The sequence below is a fragment of the Trichothermofontia sp. genome (assembly GCF_053493415.1).
The window spans coordinates 1-16,193 of the sequence record NZ_JBRCAD010000179.1; the positions used below are offsets into that span (position 1 = coordinate 1).

Here is a 16,193-nt window from a genome sequence, read left to right on the forward strand (position 1 = left end):
CCCCAGCCGCAACCGACGCCCCACCCCAGCCCGTCACCACCAACATATCTCCGGATTTGCTGGCAACCCCCACTACCGACTACGTGGTCCAGCCCGGTGATACCCTACGCACGATCGCCAACAAGGTCCTGAGGCCCGGCAGTGATTGGCGTATCCTGGCCACCTTAAACAACATTGCTGATCCGCGCCAGATTCGGGTTGGGCAACGGCTCCGGATTCCCCAGCGCGGCAGTCACATCACCGGGGAACCAACAGGGACAGCCGCAGGAGCAGGGACAGCCGCCGCCCCACCCCTGGCTCCCGTTCCCCCTGCGGCAACCACCGAACTGGGCCAGACCTACGTTGTGCAACCGGGCGAAACCCTGACGACGATCGCCAGTAAAGCCCTAGGGCCAGGAGGCGATTGGCGGGTGATTGCCGAGTTAAATCAGATCGCTGACCCGAAACAGGTTCGAGCAGGTCAACGGCTGCGAATTCCGACCCGAAGTTAGGGGGAATCGCGATTGGCGAACACCCTCAGGCCCGATGCCCTAGTCCCTAGGGAGCGATTTTGCGGTATAAGCGGTATAACTAACGCAATCTGCCTCATGCTTTCCTGGAGACGATCGCATGGTCCGATTTCATATCCAGCCCGACAGCGAGATTCCGGCCTCTACCCAGCTTTATAACCAGATCCGGTTTGCGATCGCCTCACGGCAGTTTCCCCCTGGGCACCGCCTTCCCAGTACCCGGCAGTTAGCCATGCAAACGGGCCTACACCGCAATACGATTAGCCGCGTTTATCGCCAATTGGAAGAGGATGGCGTCGTTGAATCCCAAGCGGGGTCCGGGATCTACGTGCGGGCACAGGGGGATGAAGGGGGTACCCGTCCCTCCCAGTCCGCCCTATCGGAAAAGTATCCCGAAGCCCATACCCTGGTTAAACAAACCCTAGACAAGCTGCTCAACCAAGGATGTTCCCTCATCGAGTCACGGGAGCTATTCCTGGCTGAGGTGGACTGGCGCTTACGCTGTAGTGCGCGGGTGCTGGTGACAGCCCCTGCCTACGATATTGGGGCAGGGGAGTTGATTACCCAGGAATTGGAGCAGGCATTGCAGATTCCGGTACAGTTGGTCCCCCTGGAAGAGTTGGGTCCCGTCCTAGCCCAAACTCGATCGGGCACCGTCGTCACAACGCGATACTTTATCGGTGAAGCTGAGGCCCTAGCAGGTCCAAAGGCCGTGCGGGTGATTCCAGTGGATATTTACGACTATGCTCAGGAAGCCCAATTGGTCCTAGAGCTACCCAATAATGCCTGTTTGGGGTTGGTAAGCCTCAGTCCAGGGATTCTACGGGCAGCGGAGGTGATTATCCATAGCCTGCGGGGGGATGATTTGCTCGTCATTACGGCCCAAGTAGACGATCCCTATCGCCTCAATGCCGTGGTCCGACGAGCACAGACTATCATCTGCGATCGCGAAGCAACCGCAACCCAAGTCCGCACCGCCATCCAAGCCGCACGGGAGGATCTGCTCCGATCGCCCCAAATTGTGGTGGCCCAAAGTTACGTGGGCAGTCACTCGATCGCGCTCTTAAAACGAGAGTTGGGCTTAACCTAGTACCGTAAACCTAAAGTTTCGCCACGTTAGTAATAACGACTTTAGGCGTTGCAGACTAGAACCAGCACTACCAACATTGCATTACGCAATTACGCGCTGCCCTAGGCGATCGACTGCATCACCTCCACGGCTGACTCCGATGGGGTCGGCAAGGCGATCGGGGCATCGGGTTGGAGCATCGCTAACTGCTGCTCAATTTGGGTGCGCACAATCTCCCGGTATTCCAGAAAATGCTCATTATGGGCACACACGGTTAAATAATGCTCCCAGACCGCCGGATTGTGACGCAACATCGAAAATAAATGATGCCAGAATTTCCAGCGGGTATGGCGTTTGATACCCTGCCGCCAAACGACGATCGCCAAAGCCCGCAGATCCACTAAACTAGGCCACTGGAAAGGCCGTTTTGCCCTCGGTGCCCCCATCATTAAGAAATGGCGATAGGTCCGGTCCAAATACTTCTCTGGATCATACAGTTCCCAAAAGGCTTCCACATATTCCCTGGCAATTTCCGCCACAGGCCGGGTGGGCACGAAATTCATCAGGGTGGTTTGGTTCAGGTTGCCACTGCGATCGCGGAGCCGTCCTTCCTTTTCTAAGCGATGCCAGAGCGCCGTATGGGGCAAGGCTTGGAGCATGGCAAAGGTGGTGGTGGGAATACCCGTGATTTCGGCAAACTCGATAATTCGGCGTCCGGCCCCCGGCTTTTCCCCATCGAAGCCAATAATGAACCCAGCCATCACCCGTAATCCCGCCTTGGCGATCGTTTGCACTGATTCCACCAAAGAGCTACGGGTATTCTGGAATTTCTTCGTCAGCGATAAACTCTCTTCATCCGGTGTTTCAATCCCCAAGAAGACCGCATCAAAACCGCAGTCCACCATCAGGTCCATGAGTTCCGGGTCTTGGGCTAAATCAACCGAAGCTTCCGTATTAAAGGCAAAGGGATACTGATGTTCCGCCTGCCACACTTTTAATTCCTGGAGCAATAGTTTGACGTTGCGTTTATTGCCGATAAAATTGTCGTCCACCATGAACACCCCCCGTCGCCAGCCCAATTCGTAGAGGGTATCCAGTTCCTTGAGCAATTGTTGGGGGGTCTTCGTCCGGGGTTTGCGGCCATAGAGGACAATAATGTCGCAGAACTCGCACTGGAAGGGGCAACCGCGCGAAAACTGGACCGACATTGAGTCGTAGGCATCAAGTTCCAGCAGGTCGTAGCGGGGGACCGGCGTTTCGGTAACATCCGGTTTTTCGCCGTTGGCCCGGAAGATGCCCTGGGGTTCACCCCGTTCCAGGGCCTCGACAAACATCGGTAAAGTAATTTCCCCCTCATCCAGCACCAGGTAGTCGGCACCGGCAGGTAACACCTCCTCCGGCATCGAGGTGGGGTAGGGGCCGCCCACGGCCACCCGTTTTCCCCGCCGTTTGGCTTCCCGAATTTGGGCCAGCAGATCTTCCTTTTGCACAATCATCGCCGAGCAAATCACCAGATCCGCCCAGGCCCACTCGTCCTCGCGAATATCGCGCACATTGCGATCGACCAGCTTAAACTCCCAGGTTTGGGGCAGAATGGCCGCCACCGTGATCAACCCCAAGGGAGGCAGCAACACCTTACGGTTGACTAACTCCAGAATTTTCTCGTAGGACCAGAAGGTTTTCGGAAATAACGGATAGATCAGTAGGACCCGCATGGCGATACTCCTGGCGATGGCTTCACGCAGACTTTAACAAAAACAAAGGTTTCGTTACATTCACGATAGCACCTACCCCCCGGCTTTTTGAGTTTGCAGTAGCGACTGGAGTCGCTAAAAATACCGATCGCGCGTCCTTGCAAACCCTAGACGGGTGGGGTGCTGCCTGCCCTTAGCCGCACCGCAAGCCATCCTACCCGGATCATCCAACTTGACTCGCCCCATTGCCAACCGCAAGGCGGCGTTCCTGGCGGAAAGGTTGAGATCGGGTTTGCGCTAACGCTGGCGGGGACTGGGTCGTTGACCATAGTAGCGGTAGGTGAGGTAGTCAGCGAGGACGCGATCGTGATCAAAACAGAGGCTCTGGGGCAAATTCCAGGGTTCAAAAATCCCCACCCGTAGGGCATCATCCTGGGCAACTGGCTCTCCGCTCGCCGTGGCAATGAAGACGACACTCAGGGTATGTTGGCGCGGATCACGCTGGGGGTCGGAATACACGTAGAACTGCTCGACCAGGGTAATGCTTAACCCCGTCTCTTCCTTCGCTTCCCGACGGGCAGCAGTTTCCACCGTTTCGCCATAGTCCACAAACCCACCGGGGATGGCCCAACCCAAAGGCGGATTGCGGCGTTCAATCAGGACGATCGGGCGATGGGGGCGATCGAGCAGTTCAATAATGATGTCTACGGTGGGAACTGGGTTGCGATAGGTCACGGTAGCTTATGGGGAGGTTAACAGCAGCAGGGAGATAGCTAGGGGGATTCAGTATTTCCGTATCCGGTATTAAATATTGTCAGCGTTGCGTGTTTCGCTGATCCAAAACTGTAGACTAACCTCTAGACTTTTGGCAAAGTCTTCTGCCTCGCAGTGATCCGCTAACATCCACGTTTGCAGTAATCCACGTTTGAAGTAACCCAATGCCTTTTCCTAGAGCCAGCGGTATTCTCCTCCATCCCACCTCCTTCCCCAGTCGCTTTGGGATTGGGGATTTGGGTCCCGGTGCCTACACATTCATTGACTTCCTCGCCAACGCCAAGCAGCAACTCTGGCAGGTGTTGCCCCTGGGACCAACCGGGTTCGGCAACTCCCCCTATATGTGCTACTCCGCCCTGGCGGGTAATCCGCTACTGATCAGCCCGGAATTGTTGCGCGATCAGGGGTTACTCAACAACGGTGATTTGGACCCGTACCCCCACTTGTCACCCGATCGGGTGGAGTACGAAGCGGTGGAGCGGCTGAAATACCCCCTGTTGCGCCGTGCCTTTGAGAATTTCCAGGCCCGCAATGATGCCACCCAGCGATCGGCCTTTGAGGCATTCTGTCGGCAACACGCCTCCTGGCTGGACGACTACGCCCTGTTCATGTCCCTCAAGGAAGTCTTGAAGCTGAGTTGGAACCAGTGGGATACGGCGATCGCATGGCGCCATCCCGATGCCCTAGCCCGTTGGCAGTCGGAGCTACAAACCGAGATTCAATACCGCCAATTCCTCCAGTTTGAGTTTTTCCGCCAGTGGGCCGAATTGCGCAAATATGCCAACGATCGCGGCGTGCGCATTATTGGTGATATCCCCATCTATGTCGCCCACGATAGTTCCGATGTGTGGGCCAATCCCAAAAACTTCCGGCTAGATGAAGCCACAGGCGAAGCAGCGGAGATGGCAGGCGTGCCCCCCGATGTCTTCAGCGAAACAGGCCAACTTTGGGGTAACCCCATTTACAACTGGGACTACCAGCGGCAGCAGGGGTTCCAATGGTGGGTGCAGCGCTTCCAAAGCTTATTGGAATTTGTTGATGTGATTCGGGTTGACCACTTCCGGGGCTTTAGCGCCTACTGGGCCGTCCCCCAAGGGGAAGAAACCGCGATGAACGGTCAATGGGTCAATGCCCCCGGCCATGAATTATTCCAAACCCTGCGCGATCGCCTAGGCGGCTTGCCGATCGTCGCTGAGGACTTGGGTATTATTACGCCCGATGTGGAAGAATTGCGCGATCGCTTCGAGTTTCCAGGGATGAAAATCCTGCTCTTTGCCTTCGACTCCGGCAGCGATAACCCCTATCTGCCCTTCCAGTACATCCACAACTGCATCGTCTACACGGGTACCCACGACAACAACACAACGATCGGCTGGTTTAACGAAGCCGAAGATTGGAAGCGGCACGCCTTTGAACGCTATCTGGGTCGCTTTGGCCACTGGGGGGTTCATTGGGACATGATCCGGCTGGCCCTCAGTTCCGTCGCCGACTGGGCGATTCTGCCCCTTCAGGACGTGATTGGCCTGGGCAGTGAGGCCCGCATGAATTTCCCCGGCACCAGCCAGGGTAACTGGGTCTGGCGCTACCGCTCCGATATGCTCAACGGGGAGATGGGCGATCGCCTACGGCAGATGACGGAACTCTATGGCCGTGCGCCCCAGTAGCTTTGTCCCCAGCGATCGCCGAACATTGCCGAGCATTGCCGAACGTTGATCGCCGTCGATCAGCGTAGTTCCTGATGCCGGAAACAGTCGATCGTGTGGTCGTTGACCAGCCCGCACGCTTGCATCAAGGCGTAGCAAATCGTGGGACCGACAAAGGTGAAGTGATGCCGCTTAAGGTCCCGGCTCATGGCTCGCGATTCCGGGGTTTCGGGGGGCACATCCGCCAAGGTGGGCCATGCATTCTGGCGCGGCTCTCCGCCCACAAACTGCCAGAGATAGGTGGCAAAACTACCGAATTCCGCTTGCACAGCGAGAAAGGCGCGGGCATTCTGGATGGTCGCAGCTAACTTGCGCCGGTTCCGGATCAGGCCGGGATTGGTCATGAGGGTGTCGATCGCGGCATCGGGGTACTGGGCGATCGCGTGGGGGTCAAAGTTATCCAGGGCGAGTCGATAATGTTCCCGCTTGCGCAGGACGGTGTACCAACTTAAGCCTGCCTGCGCCCCTTCCAGGATCAGGAACTCAAAGAGGCGGCGATCGTCATAAACTGGAACCCCCCACTCACGATCGTGGTAAGCGATATAGAGGGGGTCATCAGTCACCCAGGCACAGCGGCGGCGGCTAACAGCGTCAGACATAGGAACACTTTATCGGAACACTTTATCGAGAGTTTGCGCTAAGTAACAATTGCCGATTGGGACGTGTTCCCCCGTAACAGATCCGTAATCGTATCTTTATAGTCTAAAAACCACGGTTGCCGTTTGATGACGTGATGCCGCTGGTCGGGTTGATCAATGATCACCTCCCGTTGAATGCTCCCCGGACGTGCCGATAGCACATAGATGCGATTCGAGAGAAAGACGGCTTCCTCAACATCATGGGTAATCATAAAGATGGTTTTGTGGGTGCGTTGCCAGAGTTCCAACAGGAATTCCTGCATATCCTCCTTGGTTTGAATATCCAGGGCACCAAAGGGTTCATCCATCAGCAAAATTTTCGGTTCCGAAGCCAGGGCACGGGCGATCGCGACCCGCTGGCGCATCCCCCCTGACAGTTCCTTGGGATAAGCTTTTGCAAAGTTAGATAAGCCCACAACTTCTAAATAGTCCCATACACGCCCCTGCCGTTCCGCCCGTGAGACGCCGCGCAACTTTAAACCAAACCCCACATTTTGCTCTACCGTCATCCAGGGATAGAGGGTGTAGCTTTGAAACACGAGGCCGCGATCGGCCCCGGGTCCCGTTACCTGGATGCCATCGACTCGAATTTCCCCCGCTGTAGGCATATCCAGTCCTGCCAGTAGGCGCAACAGAGTCGATTTCCCCGAACCAGAGGCCCCCACGGCGCACACAAACTCGCCCTCTTCAACATGGAGGTTGATATCTTCCAATACCCGCAGGAAACCCTGGCGGATCTTAAAGCGCTTATATAGATGATTGACTTCCAGGTGCATCGTTCATCTCCTTGGTTATTTCCCCTAATTGATCTCCTAATTGATCTGAATTTCCTTAATCAATCGATGACCGTAATCAAGGATTCTGAATTTCCTTAATCAATCAATGACCGTAATCAAAGATGACGATCGCTATTTATTAGCCCAGTGACAGGTGAGGTGCAATAACAGGCGAAATAGGAGATCGATCGTCAGACCAATAATGCCAATCACAATTAAACCGACAAAGATTTCATCCGTCTTCAAAAAGCGACCCGCCACACTAATCCGCCGTCCCAACCCTTCGGTGGCTGCAATCAGTTCCGCCACAATCACCAACTGCCATGCTGCTGCCAAATTTACCCGACAGGCATCAATAATATTGGGGGTCACATAGGGGAAAATCACCTGAAAGAGGGTTTGCCAACGATTGCCCCCCAGGGTATACGTGGTTTCGATTAACTCCTTGGGCACGAACTTCACTGCATCCATCACCATCAAGGTGTTGAAAAACAAGACCCCAATAAAAATCAAAATAATTTTGGGAGCTTCCCCAATACCAAAGTAGAGGATCAGCAGCGGAATAAATGCGGGGGCGGGCATATACCGAATAATGCCAATAATCGGTTCCAGGAGGGCACGAATGCTTGCAAAAGTGCCCATAACCACCCCTAAGGGAATCGAGATAATGGCTGCCAACAAAAATCCCACCGAAATCCGCCAGACACTCGCCACAATATCCTTAGGCAACTCCCCACTCGCCCATAATCGCTGCGCAGCGCGTCCCACCTGCTGAGGAGTGGGCAGAAACAGGGGTTCAACCCAGCCGGAGTTGGAAATCACGGCCCACAAGATTAAGGGGATGGCGATCGACAGGCTAAAAAACAGCCAGGACAAGGGGGGCGCGATCGGCTCCGCAATCTGCCAGAACCGGGAGGGGCGCAGCATCTTGGTGCGGGGTATGGTGATGGGGAGCGGCTCAGGTGTTGAGGTCATGGCAGGCAATCGGGAGTAGGGGCTTGGGGATTTAGGTAATTGGGAACATACCGCTTGGCAGCGCTCTAGGTCGCGGGGCTGGCTTTGGCAGCATGTGCTCTGACAAAGCGATCGTCAAATAGTTTGCTTAAATCTGGTTCACTTTTGGCCAGTCCGGTTTCCACTAAAAACCGACTGATTTCCTGTGCGGCGTAGGGTAGTGAGGTCATGTCATCGCCTGGTTCAAAGGCTTTGAGGTTATCCGCCAGGGTGAAGATCCGAGTGCCCGCATCGTATTCCTTGTATTCCTCCACGGAGACGCCCGCCCGCTTAGCCAGAATTTCATAGGCGCGATCGGGGTTCGCCTTGATCCAGTCCAGGGTGGCAAACCAGCTATCCACGAGGGCTTGCACCTGTTCCGGTTGCTCGTCCACCAGCTTGCGGCTTACCACTAAATGATCAGGAATGGCACCGGGGAAATCCTTGGAGCTAAACAGTTCCTTGCTACCGGGGCGCTTGAGGGCCTGGGTGGTAAAGGGCGCAAACACCCCTACGGCATCGACTTGACCGGCGACAAAGGCAGCAGCGGCTTGCCCGGTTTCGAGGGGGACAAACTCAATATCTTGCGCCGTGAGTCCTGCCTGCTTGAGGCCCAAGAGCAGTAGGAAGTGATCAACAGTGCCTTCTTCCGCAGCTACTTTTTTACCTTTTAAGTCAGCGATCGTATTGATCGTTTCCGCGACAATAATTTTGTCGTTACCCGTGGAATTATCATTGACCAAAACGACGACCTGATCAGACCCCGCCGCGATCGAGCTAATCGTATCGTTGAGCGTCTGGCTGTTAGCGTCCAGTTGGCCAGCATTCAAAGCATTGATCGATTCTAGATAGCCATCAAACCACTTCAGATCAACATTGGCTGCGTTGGCCGCAAATATTCCTTCCTCCTGGGCCACTTGCCAGGGAAACCAACCCGGCCACGCACTGAAGCCCAGTTTGACCAGTTGGGCGGCAGGCGATGCGGTGCCTCCGGCGGTGGGACTGGGCGAACGGTCGGTTGACATCTGGCTAGCAGGATTGGTGCAGCTAACCGCGAGGACTAAACTCAGCAAAAATAGGCCAATGGTAGTCAAGAGCGATCGCAATTTCATGAGTTTTCTCAGAGTTCAACATCTACCGGAACTGACTGCAAATCTTAAAAATTCACAAGGCAAATTCACAAAGACAAATTCATGCGGGAAAGATTACAGGAAAAATCGCAAAAAAACTAAAATGCACATTCAAACGTGAATGAGAAGCTGAATGCGATCGCCCTCCCCCTACAAGGCTTAACGAATTGGGCGATCGGCAATCTGTTAGCTTAGCTACAAACTGCGGGGGAGGCAACACGAGAGGGGGATGGATCAGGATTATGCGCGTGACTGTGATCATGCGTGTGATCGTAACTGTGGTTGGGACTTTGTACCTGATTGCGCACATGGGCGATCGTAGCCTGCACCCAAGCAAACCAGGCATCCAACCCAACCCCGGTTTTCACCGAGAGGGGCAAAATCGTCACATCAGGATTAATCTGGCGCACATTGGCGACCAATTGATTCAAATCAATGTCTACATGGGGTGCGAGATCTAGTTTGGTGATCAGCAGGCAATCAGCTTCGTGAAACATGATCGGGTATTTGAGGGGTTTATCCTCGCCTTCCGTAACGCTGAGCAGGGCCACCTTGGCATGTTCCCCCACTTCAAACTCCGCTGGACAGACCAAATTCCCCACATTTTCCACGAGCACTAGATCCAGGGTTGTGGGATCGAGTTCTTCCTCAAGACGATGAATTCCCCCCGCCACCATCCGCGCATCTAGATGGCACGATCGCCCGGTGTTAATGGCAAACACGGGGACACCATATTGGCGCAAGCGATCGGCATCCAACTCAGTGGTCATATCCCCCTCAATCACGGCCATCCGTAAGTGCGATCGCAGCGCAGCCAGGGTTTTTTCTAGCAGGGCTGTCTTGCCCGCACCGGGGCTACTCATGAGATTGAGACAGGTAATCCTCCATCGATCGAAGTGGGCACGGTTATGGTTGGCTCCAGCCTGGTTCGCATGGAGCAAATTCATTTCCAAAGCAGCATCAAAGGTTTGGTGCATGGGTATCTACCTAATTTAGCGGTGAAACATAGGGAGCAGTTGTGGTAGCAAACTCAACGCGATCGATCTTTAACTCCCGGCCCGATCGAATATCCTCCATTGGCCTGCGACAGGTGGGACAGGCATATTGCTGCCCGATCGCGGGGGCATAGTCCTGCTGACAGGTGTGGCAGAACGCGATCAAGGGCGTTTCGCGAATGACCAACTCCGCCCCGGCTAAAAAGGTGTCGCGGGTTTGCACGGCAAAGGCAAATTGCAAACTAGCTGGTTCCACACAGGTAAATTGGCCAACGGTTAAATGCACCCGCTGGATCGGGGGACGATCGGGTTGGTTTTCCCACCAATGACGCACGGTTTGAATCAGTGCCTTGGTCATGTCGGTTTCATGCATGGTTACACAAGAAAATCCCTGAACGATGGTGATTTCTGGGTTGAGGACGGGTTTAATGAAGGGCGGGTTTATCGGAGTGGTTGGTTGCTTGCCCAGCTTGCGGGCAACCCGCCCCTACCTGGGATTTCCGGTACCCAGGGGTGCGGTTAGGTCCAGGCTTGATCGACAGCCATATTGGCTTCGGCATGGATATAGGCGGGTTTCTTCTGCCGGGGGAGTTGACCGGAGAGGACGAGGTGGGCCATCGTATCGCAAATGACGCGGGTGGCCATCAGGGCGGTGATATCGCTAATGTCATAGGGGGGCGAGACTTCCACCACTTCCAGGCCGCAGATCGGGGCGCGTTGCACAATCTTACCCAGCAGGGTCAACGCTTCACGGGGCAGCAGCCCCCCCGGTTCTGGCCAGCCCGTCCCAGGGACAAATCCGGCATCAATGCAATCAATGTCAAAACTGATATAGACACAATCGGTGCCATCGAGGGCACGCTCTAGAGCAAAGTCCGCAGCGGCCTCCAGGCCCATCTCAACAATATCCGTGACCGTCAAAATATTGGTGGCCCGTTCGCGGCACACCTTAACGCCTTGGCGGGGAACTTGCCAGCCGCCAATCCCCAGTTGTACGAGGTTTTTCGCCGGGGCATTGGCCATGTTGGTGGCATGGAACCAGGGACAGGTGTGCATCCGTTCATCCAGGTCCGTTTCCTGGGTATCCACATGGCGATCGAAGTGAATAATCCCCACTTTCTTATCCCCCAAGTGCCGACAGACACCCCGCACGGTGGGAAAGCCGATCGAATGGTCACCGCCCAAAATAATGGGGAAGGCCCCCGACGCAAAAATATGGGCAATCCCTTTAGAAATCTGGTCAAAGGATTTCTCGTTATTCGCAGGAATGGTGAAAATATCCCCCACATCACAGAGGGAGATCTGTTCCCGCAGGTCAATTCCCAGTTCAAAGTTGTAGGGCGTATAGAGGGCCGAAATTCGGCGAATTCCCTGGGGGCCAAAGCGGGTACCGGGACGGTAGGTGGTGCCGGAGTCGTGGGGGACGCCCACGATCGCCACATCGTACTCCCCAACCCGGCGCACATCTTCTAAATAGGGCGCTTTCAGGAAGGTATTAATACCTGCGTAGTGGGGCAGTTCACCGCGCGAGAAGGTGGGAATCGAGCGATCGCGGATGCTCTCGGCAGCTTCCAGACCATAGGTTAAACCCTGATCCACTTCCTGTTGCCAACCGGTGAGGGGAAGTCGGGCTTCGCGCTCAAGGGCTTGGCGGGCAACAGGTCCCGGTGGGGTTGTGTCAGCATTCGGCGATTGAAAGAGGGGATTATCTGTCATAGCTAATATCGTGTTTGGGGGGCGTGTGCTTCCCTAGGATGCCGTTCAGTTTAAGGTCAACTTAAGGTCAACTCAACTCCCATCAACAACCCAAAAGCCCAGAAGGACACGACCGCATCAGGGTCAGTCTCCTCCCGGGCTTTTCTCCCGCCGTGTAGTTGTAAGGCCGATGAACCGTAGGTTGATCGTAGCTACAACTTGCTTCTCTTGGACCAGACATCGGGACAGCAGTGACCCGATCGGAACCCTAGAAGCGATTCTATTGAGTCTTGATTAGGATTGAGTCTTGAGAGACTTTTAGCAACAAAACGATCCTGAAAAAGTGGCGAAATTTACAATTTTCCCCGCCGGGTATCCCACTGATATCCATGACATCCCATGACATACTTTGAGGAAGACTGTTCATCCTTGCCTCGGTTGTGGCGTTCATGGCATCCCTTTCCGACCGGCTGACCCTGGCCTATCAGCAATACCGCGATCGCGCCCTAGGCGCGGCCCAACAGACCTGTCAGCAATTGCTGGAACAAGCACCGGACCATCCCGAAGCCTTGGCTTTGATGGGCTGTATTTGGCATGGGCTGGGCCACCATGACCGGGCGGAAGCGTGCTGGCGGCAGACGATCGCGCTCAAACCCGACTATGCCGAAGCCCATAGCAACCTGGGGACGGCCTACCAGCGCCAAAAACAGTTTGAGGCCGCGATTGCCCACTATCAACAGGCCCTTGCCCTGCGCTCCGACTACCCGGAAACCCACTACAACTGGGGGCGGCTCCTGGAAGAGCAGGAAGACTATACCGGGGCCGAAAGTCATTACCGCCAAGCGATCGCCCTCAGAGCTGATTTGTAAACAAAAGCTTAAGCAGCCAGTCGCCTTGTCATTAAGCGAATGAGCGAGCCGTAAAGCATCGCTTCACTCATGGTGGTGTACAGTTCATAGTCCTTGCTCAAACATCAAAACCAATTGAACCAGCTAAAGGTGCGCCCGACGATCCAGCGCTTTGGCAAAATCTCAAACCCGTCGCAGTTGGTCAGGGAGAGCCGCCCAGATGCCTTGACGTTGCCATTTACGAAAATAGCCATAAACCGTCGTATACGGTGGCAAGTCATGGGGCAACATTTCCCATTGGCAGCCACTGCGTTGCACATAGAAAATCGCAAACTGAGGAGTGAGAAGTGAGAAGTGAGAAGTGAGCGAGGATGGATCTCTATTCTCTATTCTCTTTTCTCTCTCCTATTTCCTCAGTGCGGGGATGGCCAAACCCTTTCGGTTGCGGGAAGAGTGGTGCGAGGGCCGCCCACTCGGCATCACTCAAGTCATTGGGGTAGGGCTGACGCTGGGCCTGGGCAACTTGCGGCAGACGACTCATGGAGATTGGGCTTGAACGTTGAACCTTAAGCAGACTTACGTTAGCAGCATCCACCCCCACCATAATGCCAAGTTGAATCAGTAATAATCACATCTTCTGGAAATTTTCTCGCTAAATTTACTGCTGTTTTATCACAAATAGCAAGAGGAGTTCCGCGTTGCAAAATATGGCCTGCCTGATCATCTAAACAGGTCTCACTGCCTACATAAATGGCCATTTTTCCTGTGAAAATACACGCTCCATCCTCTGGTATTTTAACTTTGAATGAAATTGAGTCAATACTCTCCAATAAGAGGGGCTTATCCAGATGATAGGTGTAGGTATCTAACACTCGATAAGGGCGACGAGCGCGAATTTCAACTTGGCCGAAGCCAAAGCCAACTAAATGTTGGATATAGTCCTCATAGGTCATAGCTCCGGATAAACAAAGGGCACGTAACCGCTCATCTTGCTGGAGGTGGGGCGGGATAGGACGGGTTGCGATCGGATCACTCATCATCAAGCGTCCATTGGGTTTTAGAACTCGATAGGCTTCTGCCAAAGCCCGCTGCAAATCCGCTGATGCAAAAATATTAAACAAACAGTTTTGGGCAACCACATCAACAGAGGCATCTGGAACCGGCAAATTGAAGGCATCTCCTGCTAAGATTTGCACGTAATCTAAGTTAAACCAGGGATTCTCCTTGGCAGCCAACTGTAAGTTTCGCAGCGCTGCTTGGCGCATTTCCGGTATGGGATCAACAGCAATCACTCGCCCCGGCTGACGACAGAAATAGGCAAACTGAAGCGCTTCAAGTCCTCCCCCGATGCCAATATAAAGAACTGTCGATTCTCCCAATAATTCTGTCGGATATACTGTTGAACCACACCCATAGTTCATTTGCTGCATAATTTTTGGAATCTTTAACTCAGGCCATTGTGGCAGTGAGGTACTCACACAACACAAACCTGCTTGGGGGGTTTTAGCTGCTTCCGTATAAACTTCGACCGCAGTTTCAAGATAACTCATCTGTGCTTTTCCTTATAATCCCTAACTCAGTTTAGCCAATAGTTTTAATAGAGATTGGGTGCGGGGTGTCAAGAGAGTACGCCGATAGGTATCTGCTGCTTTTTTAATCATTTCTGCTTGGGTGGGGTAGGGGTGAATCACCCCAGATAGGGCATTAAGGCCCTGCTTAGTCACGATCGCAAGCGTGATTTCGCTAATCATTTCGCCTGCATGACGAGCTACGATCGTTGCCCCCAAGATTTGGTCCGATCCCCGTTTATGCAGGATTTTAATAAAGCCATCGGTCTCACCATCCGTCAAGGCGCGATCGACATTGCTGAGTGGGATCTTGATAATATTGGTACTCAAGCCTTGGGCTTGGGCCTCCTGCTCATAAAGACCCACATGGGCAATCTCCGGATCGGTATAGGTAACCCAGGGCATCACTAACGTACTTAGCCGACTGCGCCCCAACCCAAACGGAGCAAATAAGGCATTTTTAATCACAATGCGTGCGGCTGCGTCTGCTGCATGGGTGAATTTCCAATTCATGCAAATGTCTCCCGCTGCAAAAATACGCGGATTTGTAGTTTGTAAATAATCATTAACTAAAACCCCACGACGGCTATCATATCTAACCCCAACCGCCTCTAAATTTAACCCCTCCACATTAGGGGTTCGACCTGCCCCGACCAGGATCTCATCGACCACGAGGGTTTTCACGGTCCCATTCTGTTGATAAGTGATCACCTTCCCGTCTGAAGCAGCTTCAACCTTTTTTAGCTGGCAGTCTAGCACGAGGTTGAGATTTTCCTGTTGGAAGCGCTCTTGAACCAGGATTGCAGCATCCGCATCTTCTCGATTAAGGAGATGGTAATGCTTGTGTAACAAGGTAACCTGGCTACCCAGCCGATGAAAAGCTTGGGCCAGTTCACACCCGATCGGGCCTCCCCCAATCACAGCAAGTCGTGGTGGACAGGCTGTTAATGAAAAGACTGTTTCATTCGTTAGATAGCCCACCTCTGCCAGCCCTGGTGTTAAGGGATGTGTGGCACGAGCGCCCGTAGCAATGACAGCTTTTTTAAAGCGCAATTGGCAATCATTAACAGCGATCGTATGATTATTAACAAACTGAGATGGTCCTAAAAACACATCAATACCCAATTGCCGAAACCGTTCGACCGAATCATGGTGGCTAATCCCAGCACGAATCCGCCGCATGCGTTGCATTACAGATGGGAAGTCAATTTTGATTGCCTCTGGCGGCTGAATCCCATAGGCTGCAATATCACGCAGATCCGCAACGGCACGCGCCGAACGAATCACGCACTTGGAGGGCACACAGCCCACATTCAGACAATCCCCCCCCATCAAACTTTTTTCAATCAGGGCAACTTTTAGACCTAGGCCCATCCCCGCTGTTCCCGCTGCAACCACTAATCCCGCCGTTCCTGCGCCGATGACCACAAGGTCGTAGCAAGAAGCTGGTTGCGGATTGATCCAATCGGCAGGATGCACATGAGCCATTAAGGTTTGATTATACGCATCCAATGGTAGGAGAGCAGGTTCTATGCGGTTATTCACTGGCATAAATAAAAAATAGATAAAGGGACTATGGAAACGGACTATTGATCAATGTGTTGGGTGAGCGATCGCTGGGCAATGCGCGTGATGTAAACAGTGACGGCAATGGTTGCTAATCAGAAGTGTTGAATCCAGATATAAAACTTTACACTTGAGGGTGCGAGAGTCATACAAGCGTTTCTGGAAGCAAATCGTAGCTCCAATGGACGAGCGAACAGCGACGGCTGAGTTCTAGTTGCAAATAGCGAAACTTGTC

General features: G+C 53.7%; 17 protein-coding genes, 1 pseudogene and 1 riboswitch. Of the genes and pseudogenes, 4 read left to right on the top strand and 14 right to left on the bottom strand.

Annotated elements, in window-relative coordinates:
* Both ACWIUF_RS15595 and ACWIUF_RS15600 read left to right on the top strand, forming a co-directional pair.
* A partial coding sequence (locus ACWIUF_RS15595; protein ID WP_448573438.1) for a LysM peptidoglycan-binding domain-containing protein occupies positions 1-491 on the top strand: 491 nt, incomplete at its 5' end.
* A 118-nt stretch (positions 492-609) separates the two neighbouring features.
* Positions 610-1,599, top strand: coding sequence for a GntR family transcriptional regulator (locus ACWIUF_RS15600; RefSeq protein ID WP_448573440.1), 990 nt, complete (start codon positions 610-612; stop codon positions 1,597-1,599).
* Positions 1,600-1,700: 101 nt separating this feature from the next.
* On the opposite strand, the gene ACWIUF_RS15605 is transcribed toward ACWIUF_RS15600, so the two are convergent.
* Together ACWIUF_RS15605 and ACWIUF_RS15610 are read right to left on the bottom strand one after the other, a co-directional pair.
* On the bottom strand, positions 1,701-3,293 hold the full coding sequence (locus ACWIUF_RS15605; RefSeq protein ID WP_448573441.1) for a B12-binding domain-containing radical SAM protein: 1,593 nt from the start codon (positions 3,291-3,293) through the stop codon (positions 1,701-1,703).
* A 276-nt stretch (positions 3,294-3,569) separates the two neighbouring features.
* A complete protein-coding gene (locus ACWIUF_RS15610; protein WP_448573442.1) occupies positions 3,570-4,007 on the bottom strand; it encodes an NUDIX domain-containing protein in 438 nt (145 codons plus the stop codon).
* Between the two features lie 203 nt (positions 4,008-4,210).
* Between ACWIUF_RS15610 and malQ the strand changes: the two genes are divergently transcribed.
* Positions 4,211-5,710: a 4-alpha-glucanotransferase gene (gene malQ, locus ACWIUF_RS15615; protein WP_448573443.1), complete on the top strand. Its 1,500-nt coding sequence runs from the start codon at positions 4,211-4,213 to the stop codon at positions 5,708-5,710.
* A 59-nt stretch (positions 5,711-5,769) separates the two neighbouring features.
* Here malQ and ACWIUF_RS15620 read toward each other — a convergent pair whose 3' ends face one another.
* From ACWIUF_RS15620 to speB, 7 genes are all read right to left on the bottom strand, one after another.
* Positions 5,770-6,348, bottom strand: coding sequence for a DNA-3-methyladenine glycosylase I (locus ACWIUF_RS15620; protein WP_448573445.1), 579 nt, complete (start codon positions 6,346-6,348; stop codon positions 5,770-5,772).
* A gap of 38 nt (positions 6,349-6,386) precedes the next feature.
* Complete coding sequence (locus ACWIUF_RS15625; protein WP_448573446.1) at positions 6,387-7,163, bottom strand: ABC transporter ATP-binding protein; 777 nt, start codon at positions 7,161-7,163, stop codon at positions 6,387-6,389.
* A 132-nt stretch (positions 7,164-7,295) separates the two neighbouring features.
* Entirely contained in the window at positions 7,296-8,138 is an 843-nt protein-coding gene (locus ACWIUF_RS15630; RefSeq protein ID WP_448573447.1) for an ABC transporter permease, read from the bottom strand.
* A gap of 65 nt (positions 8,139-8,203) precedes the next feature.
* Positions 8,204-9,268: an ABC transporter substrate-binding protein gene (locus ACWIUF_RS15635; protein ID WP_448573448.1), complete on the bottom strand. Its 1,065-nt coding sequence runs from the start codon at positions 9,266-9,268 to the stop codon at positions 8,204-8,206.
* A 209-nt stretch (positions 9,269-9,477) separates the two neighbouring features.
* Complete coding sequence (gene hypB, locus ACWIUF_RS15640; RefSeq protein ID WP_448573449.1) at positions 9,478-10,263, bottom strand: hydrogenase nickel incorporation protein HypB; 786 nt, start codon at positions 10,261-10,263, stop codon at positions 9,478-9,480.
* Between the two features lie 10 nt (positions 10,264-10,273).
* Positions 10,274-10,654: a hydrogenase maturation nickel metallochaperone HypA gene (gene hypA / locus ACWIUF_RS15645; protein WP_448573450.1), complete on the bottom strand. Its 381-nt coding sequence runs from the start codon at positions 10,652-10,654 to the stop codon at positions 10,274-10,276.
* A 146-nt stretch (positions 10,655-10,800) separates the two neighbouring features.
* Positions 10,801-11,997 (bottom strand): agmatinase, encoded by a 1,197-nt coding sequence (gene speB / locus ACWIUF_RS15650; protein WP_448573451.1) that lies wholly within the window; start codon positions 11,995-11,997, stop codon positions 10,801-10,803.
* 129 nt (positions 11,998-12,126) lie between these two features.
* A riboswitch (guanidine-I (ykkC/yxkD leader) is annotated at positions 12,127-12,259 on the bottom strand.
* 166 nt (positions 12,260-12,425) lie between these two features.
* Here speB and ACWIUF_RS15655 point away from each other — a divergent pair.
* Positions 12,426-12,845, top strand: a complete 420-nt coding sequence (locus ACWIUF_RS15655; RefSeq protein WP_448573452.1) for a tetratricopeptide repeat protein — start codon at positions 12,426-12,428, stop codon at positions 12,843-12,845.
* 8 nt (positions 12,846-12,853) lie between these two features.
* Here the strand turns inward: ACWIUF_RS15655 and ACWIUF_RS15660 are convergent.
* The 5 genes and pseudogenes from ACWIUF_RS15660 to ACWIUF_RS15680 all read right to left on the bottom strand — a co-directional run.
* A pseudogene (locus ACWIUF_RS15660) lies at positions 12,854-13,015 on the bottom strand (IS5/IS1182 family transposase); the annotation flags it as partial.
* The gene (locus ACWIUF_RS15665) at positions 13,008-13,115 is read right to left on the bottom strand and encodes a transposase (protein ID WP_448573456.1); all 108 of its coding nucleotides are present in this window, start codon (positions 13,113-13,115) and stop codon (positions 13,008-13,010) included. The pseudogene ACWIUF_RS15660 and the gene ACWIUF_RS15665, both read right to left, overlap by 8 nt.
* A gap of 88 nt (positions 13,116-13,203) precedes the next feature.
* Positions 13,204-13,365 carry a transposase gene (locus tag ACWIUF_RS15670; protein ID WP_448573453.1) on the bottom strand — a complete coding sequence of 54 codons (162 nt, stop codon included), beginning with the start codon at positions 13,363-13,365 and terminating at the stop codon, positions 13,204-13,206.
* A 40-nt stretch (positions 13,366-13,405) separates the two neighbouring features.
* Positions 13,406-14,374 carry an arsenosugar biosynthesis arsenite methyltransferase ArsM gene (gene arsM, locus ACWIUF_RS15675; RefSeq protein ID WP_448573454.1) on the bottom strand — a complete coding sequence of 323 codons (969 nt, stop codon included), beginning with the start codon at positions 14,372-14,374 and terminating at the stop codon, positions 13,406-13,408.
* A gap of 21 nt (positions 14,375-14,395) precedes the next feature.
* Positions 14,396-15,943 (bottom strand): mercuric reductase, encoded by a 1,548-nt coding sequence (locus ACWIUF_RS15680; protein ID WP_448573455.1) that lies wholly within the window; start codon positions 15,941-15,943, stop codon positions 14,396-14,398.
* Between the last annotated feature and the right edge of the window lie 250 nt (positions 15,944-16,193).

Coding starts and splice junctions, on each gene's coding strand:
- ACWIUF_RS15600 (WP_448573440.1), top strand. CDS start 610: ATGGTCCGATTTCATATCCAGCCCGACAGCGAGATTCCGGCCTCTACC.
- ACWIUF_RS15605 (WP_448573441.1), bottom strand. CDS start 3,293: ATGCGGGTCCTACTGATCTATCCGTTATTTCCGAAAACCTTCTGGTCC.
- malQ (WP_448573443.1), top strand. CDS start 4,211: ATGCCTTTTCCTAGAGCCAGCGGTATTCTCCTCCATCCCACCTCCTTC.
- ACWIUF_RS15620 (WP_448573445.1), bottom strand. CDS start 6,348: ATGTCTGACGCTGTTAGCCGCCGCCGCTGTGCCTGGGTGACTGATGAC.
- ACWIUF_RS15625 (WP_448573446.1), bottom strand. CDS start 7,163: ATGCACCTGGAAGTCAATCATCTATATAAGCGCTTTAAGATCCGCCAG.
- ACWIUF_RS15630 (WP_448573447.1), bottom strand. CDS start 8,138: ATGACCTCAACACCTGAGCCGCTCCCCATCACCATACCCCGCACCAAG.
- ACWIUF_RS15635 (WP_448573448.1), bottom strand. CDS start 9,268: ATGAAATTGCGATCGCTCTTGACTACCATTGGCCTATTTTTGCTGAGT.
- hypB (WP_448573449.1), bottom strand. CDS start 10,263: ATGCACCAAACCTTTGATGCTGCTTTGGAAATGAATTTGCTCCATGCG.
- hypA (WP_448573450.1), bottom strand. CDS start 10,654: ATGCATGAAACCGACATGACCAAGGCACTGATTCAAACCGTGCGTCAT.
- speB (WP_448573451.1), bottom strand. CDS start 11,997: ATGACAGATAATCCCCTCTTTCAATCGCCGAATGCTGACACAACCCCA.
- ACWIUF_RS15655 (WP_448573452.1), top strand. CDS start 12,426: ATGGCATCCCTTTCCGACCGGCTGACCCTGGCCTATCAGCAATACCGC.
- ACWIUF_RS15665 (WP_448573456.1), bottom strand. CDS start 13,115: ATGTTGCCCCATGACTTGCCACCGTATACGACGGTTTATGGCTATTTT.
- ACWIUF_RS15670 (WP_448573453.1), bottom strand. CDS start 13,365: ATGAGTCGTCTGCCGCAAGTTGCCCAGGCCCAGCGTCAGCCCTACCCC.
- arsM (WP_448573454.1), bottom strand. CDS start 14,374: ATGAGTTATCTTGAAACTGCGGTCGAAGTTTATACGGAAGCAGCTAAA.
- ACWIUF_RS15680 (WP_448573455.1), bottom strand. CDS start 15,943: ATGCCAGTGAATAACCGCATAGAACCTGCTCTCCTACCATTGGATGCG.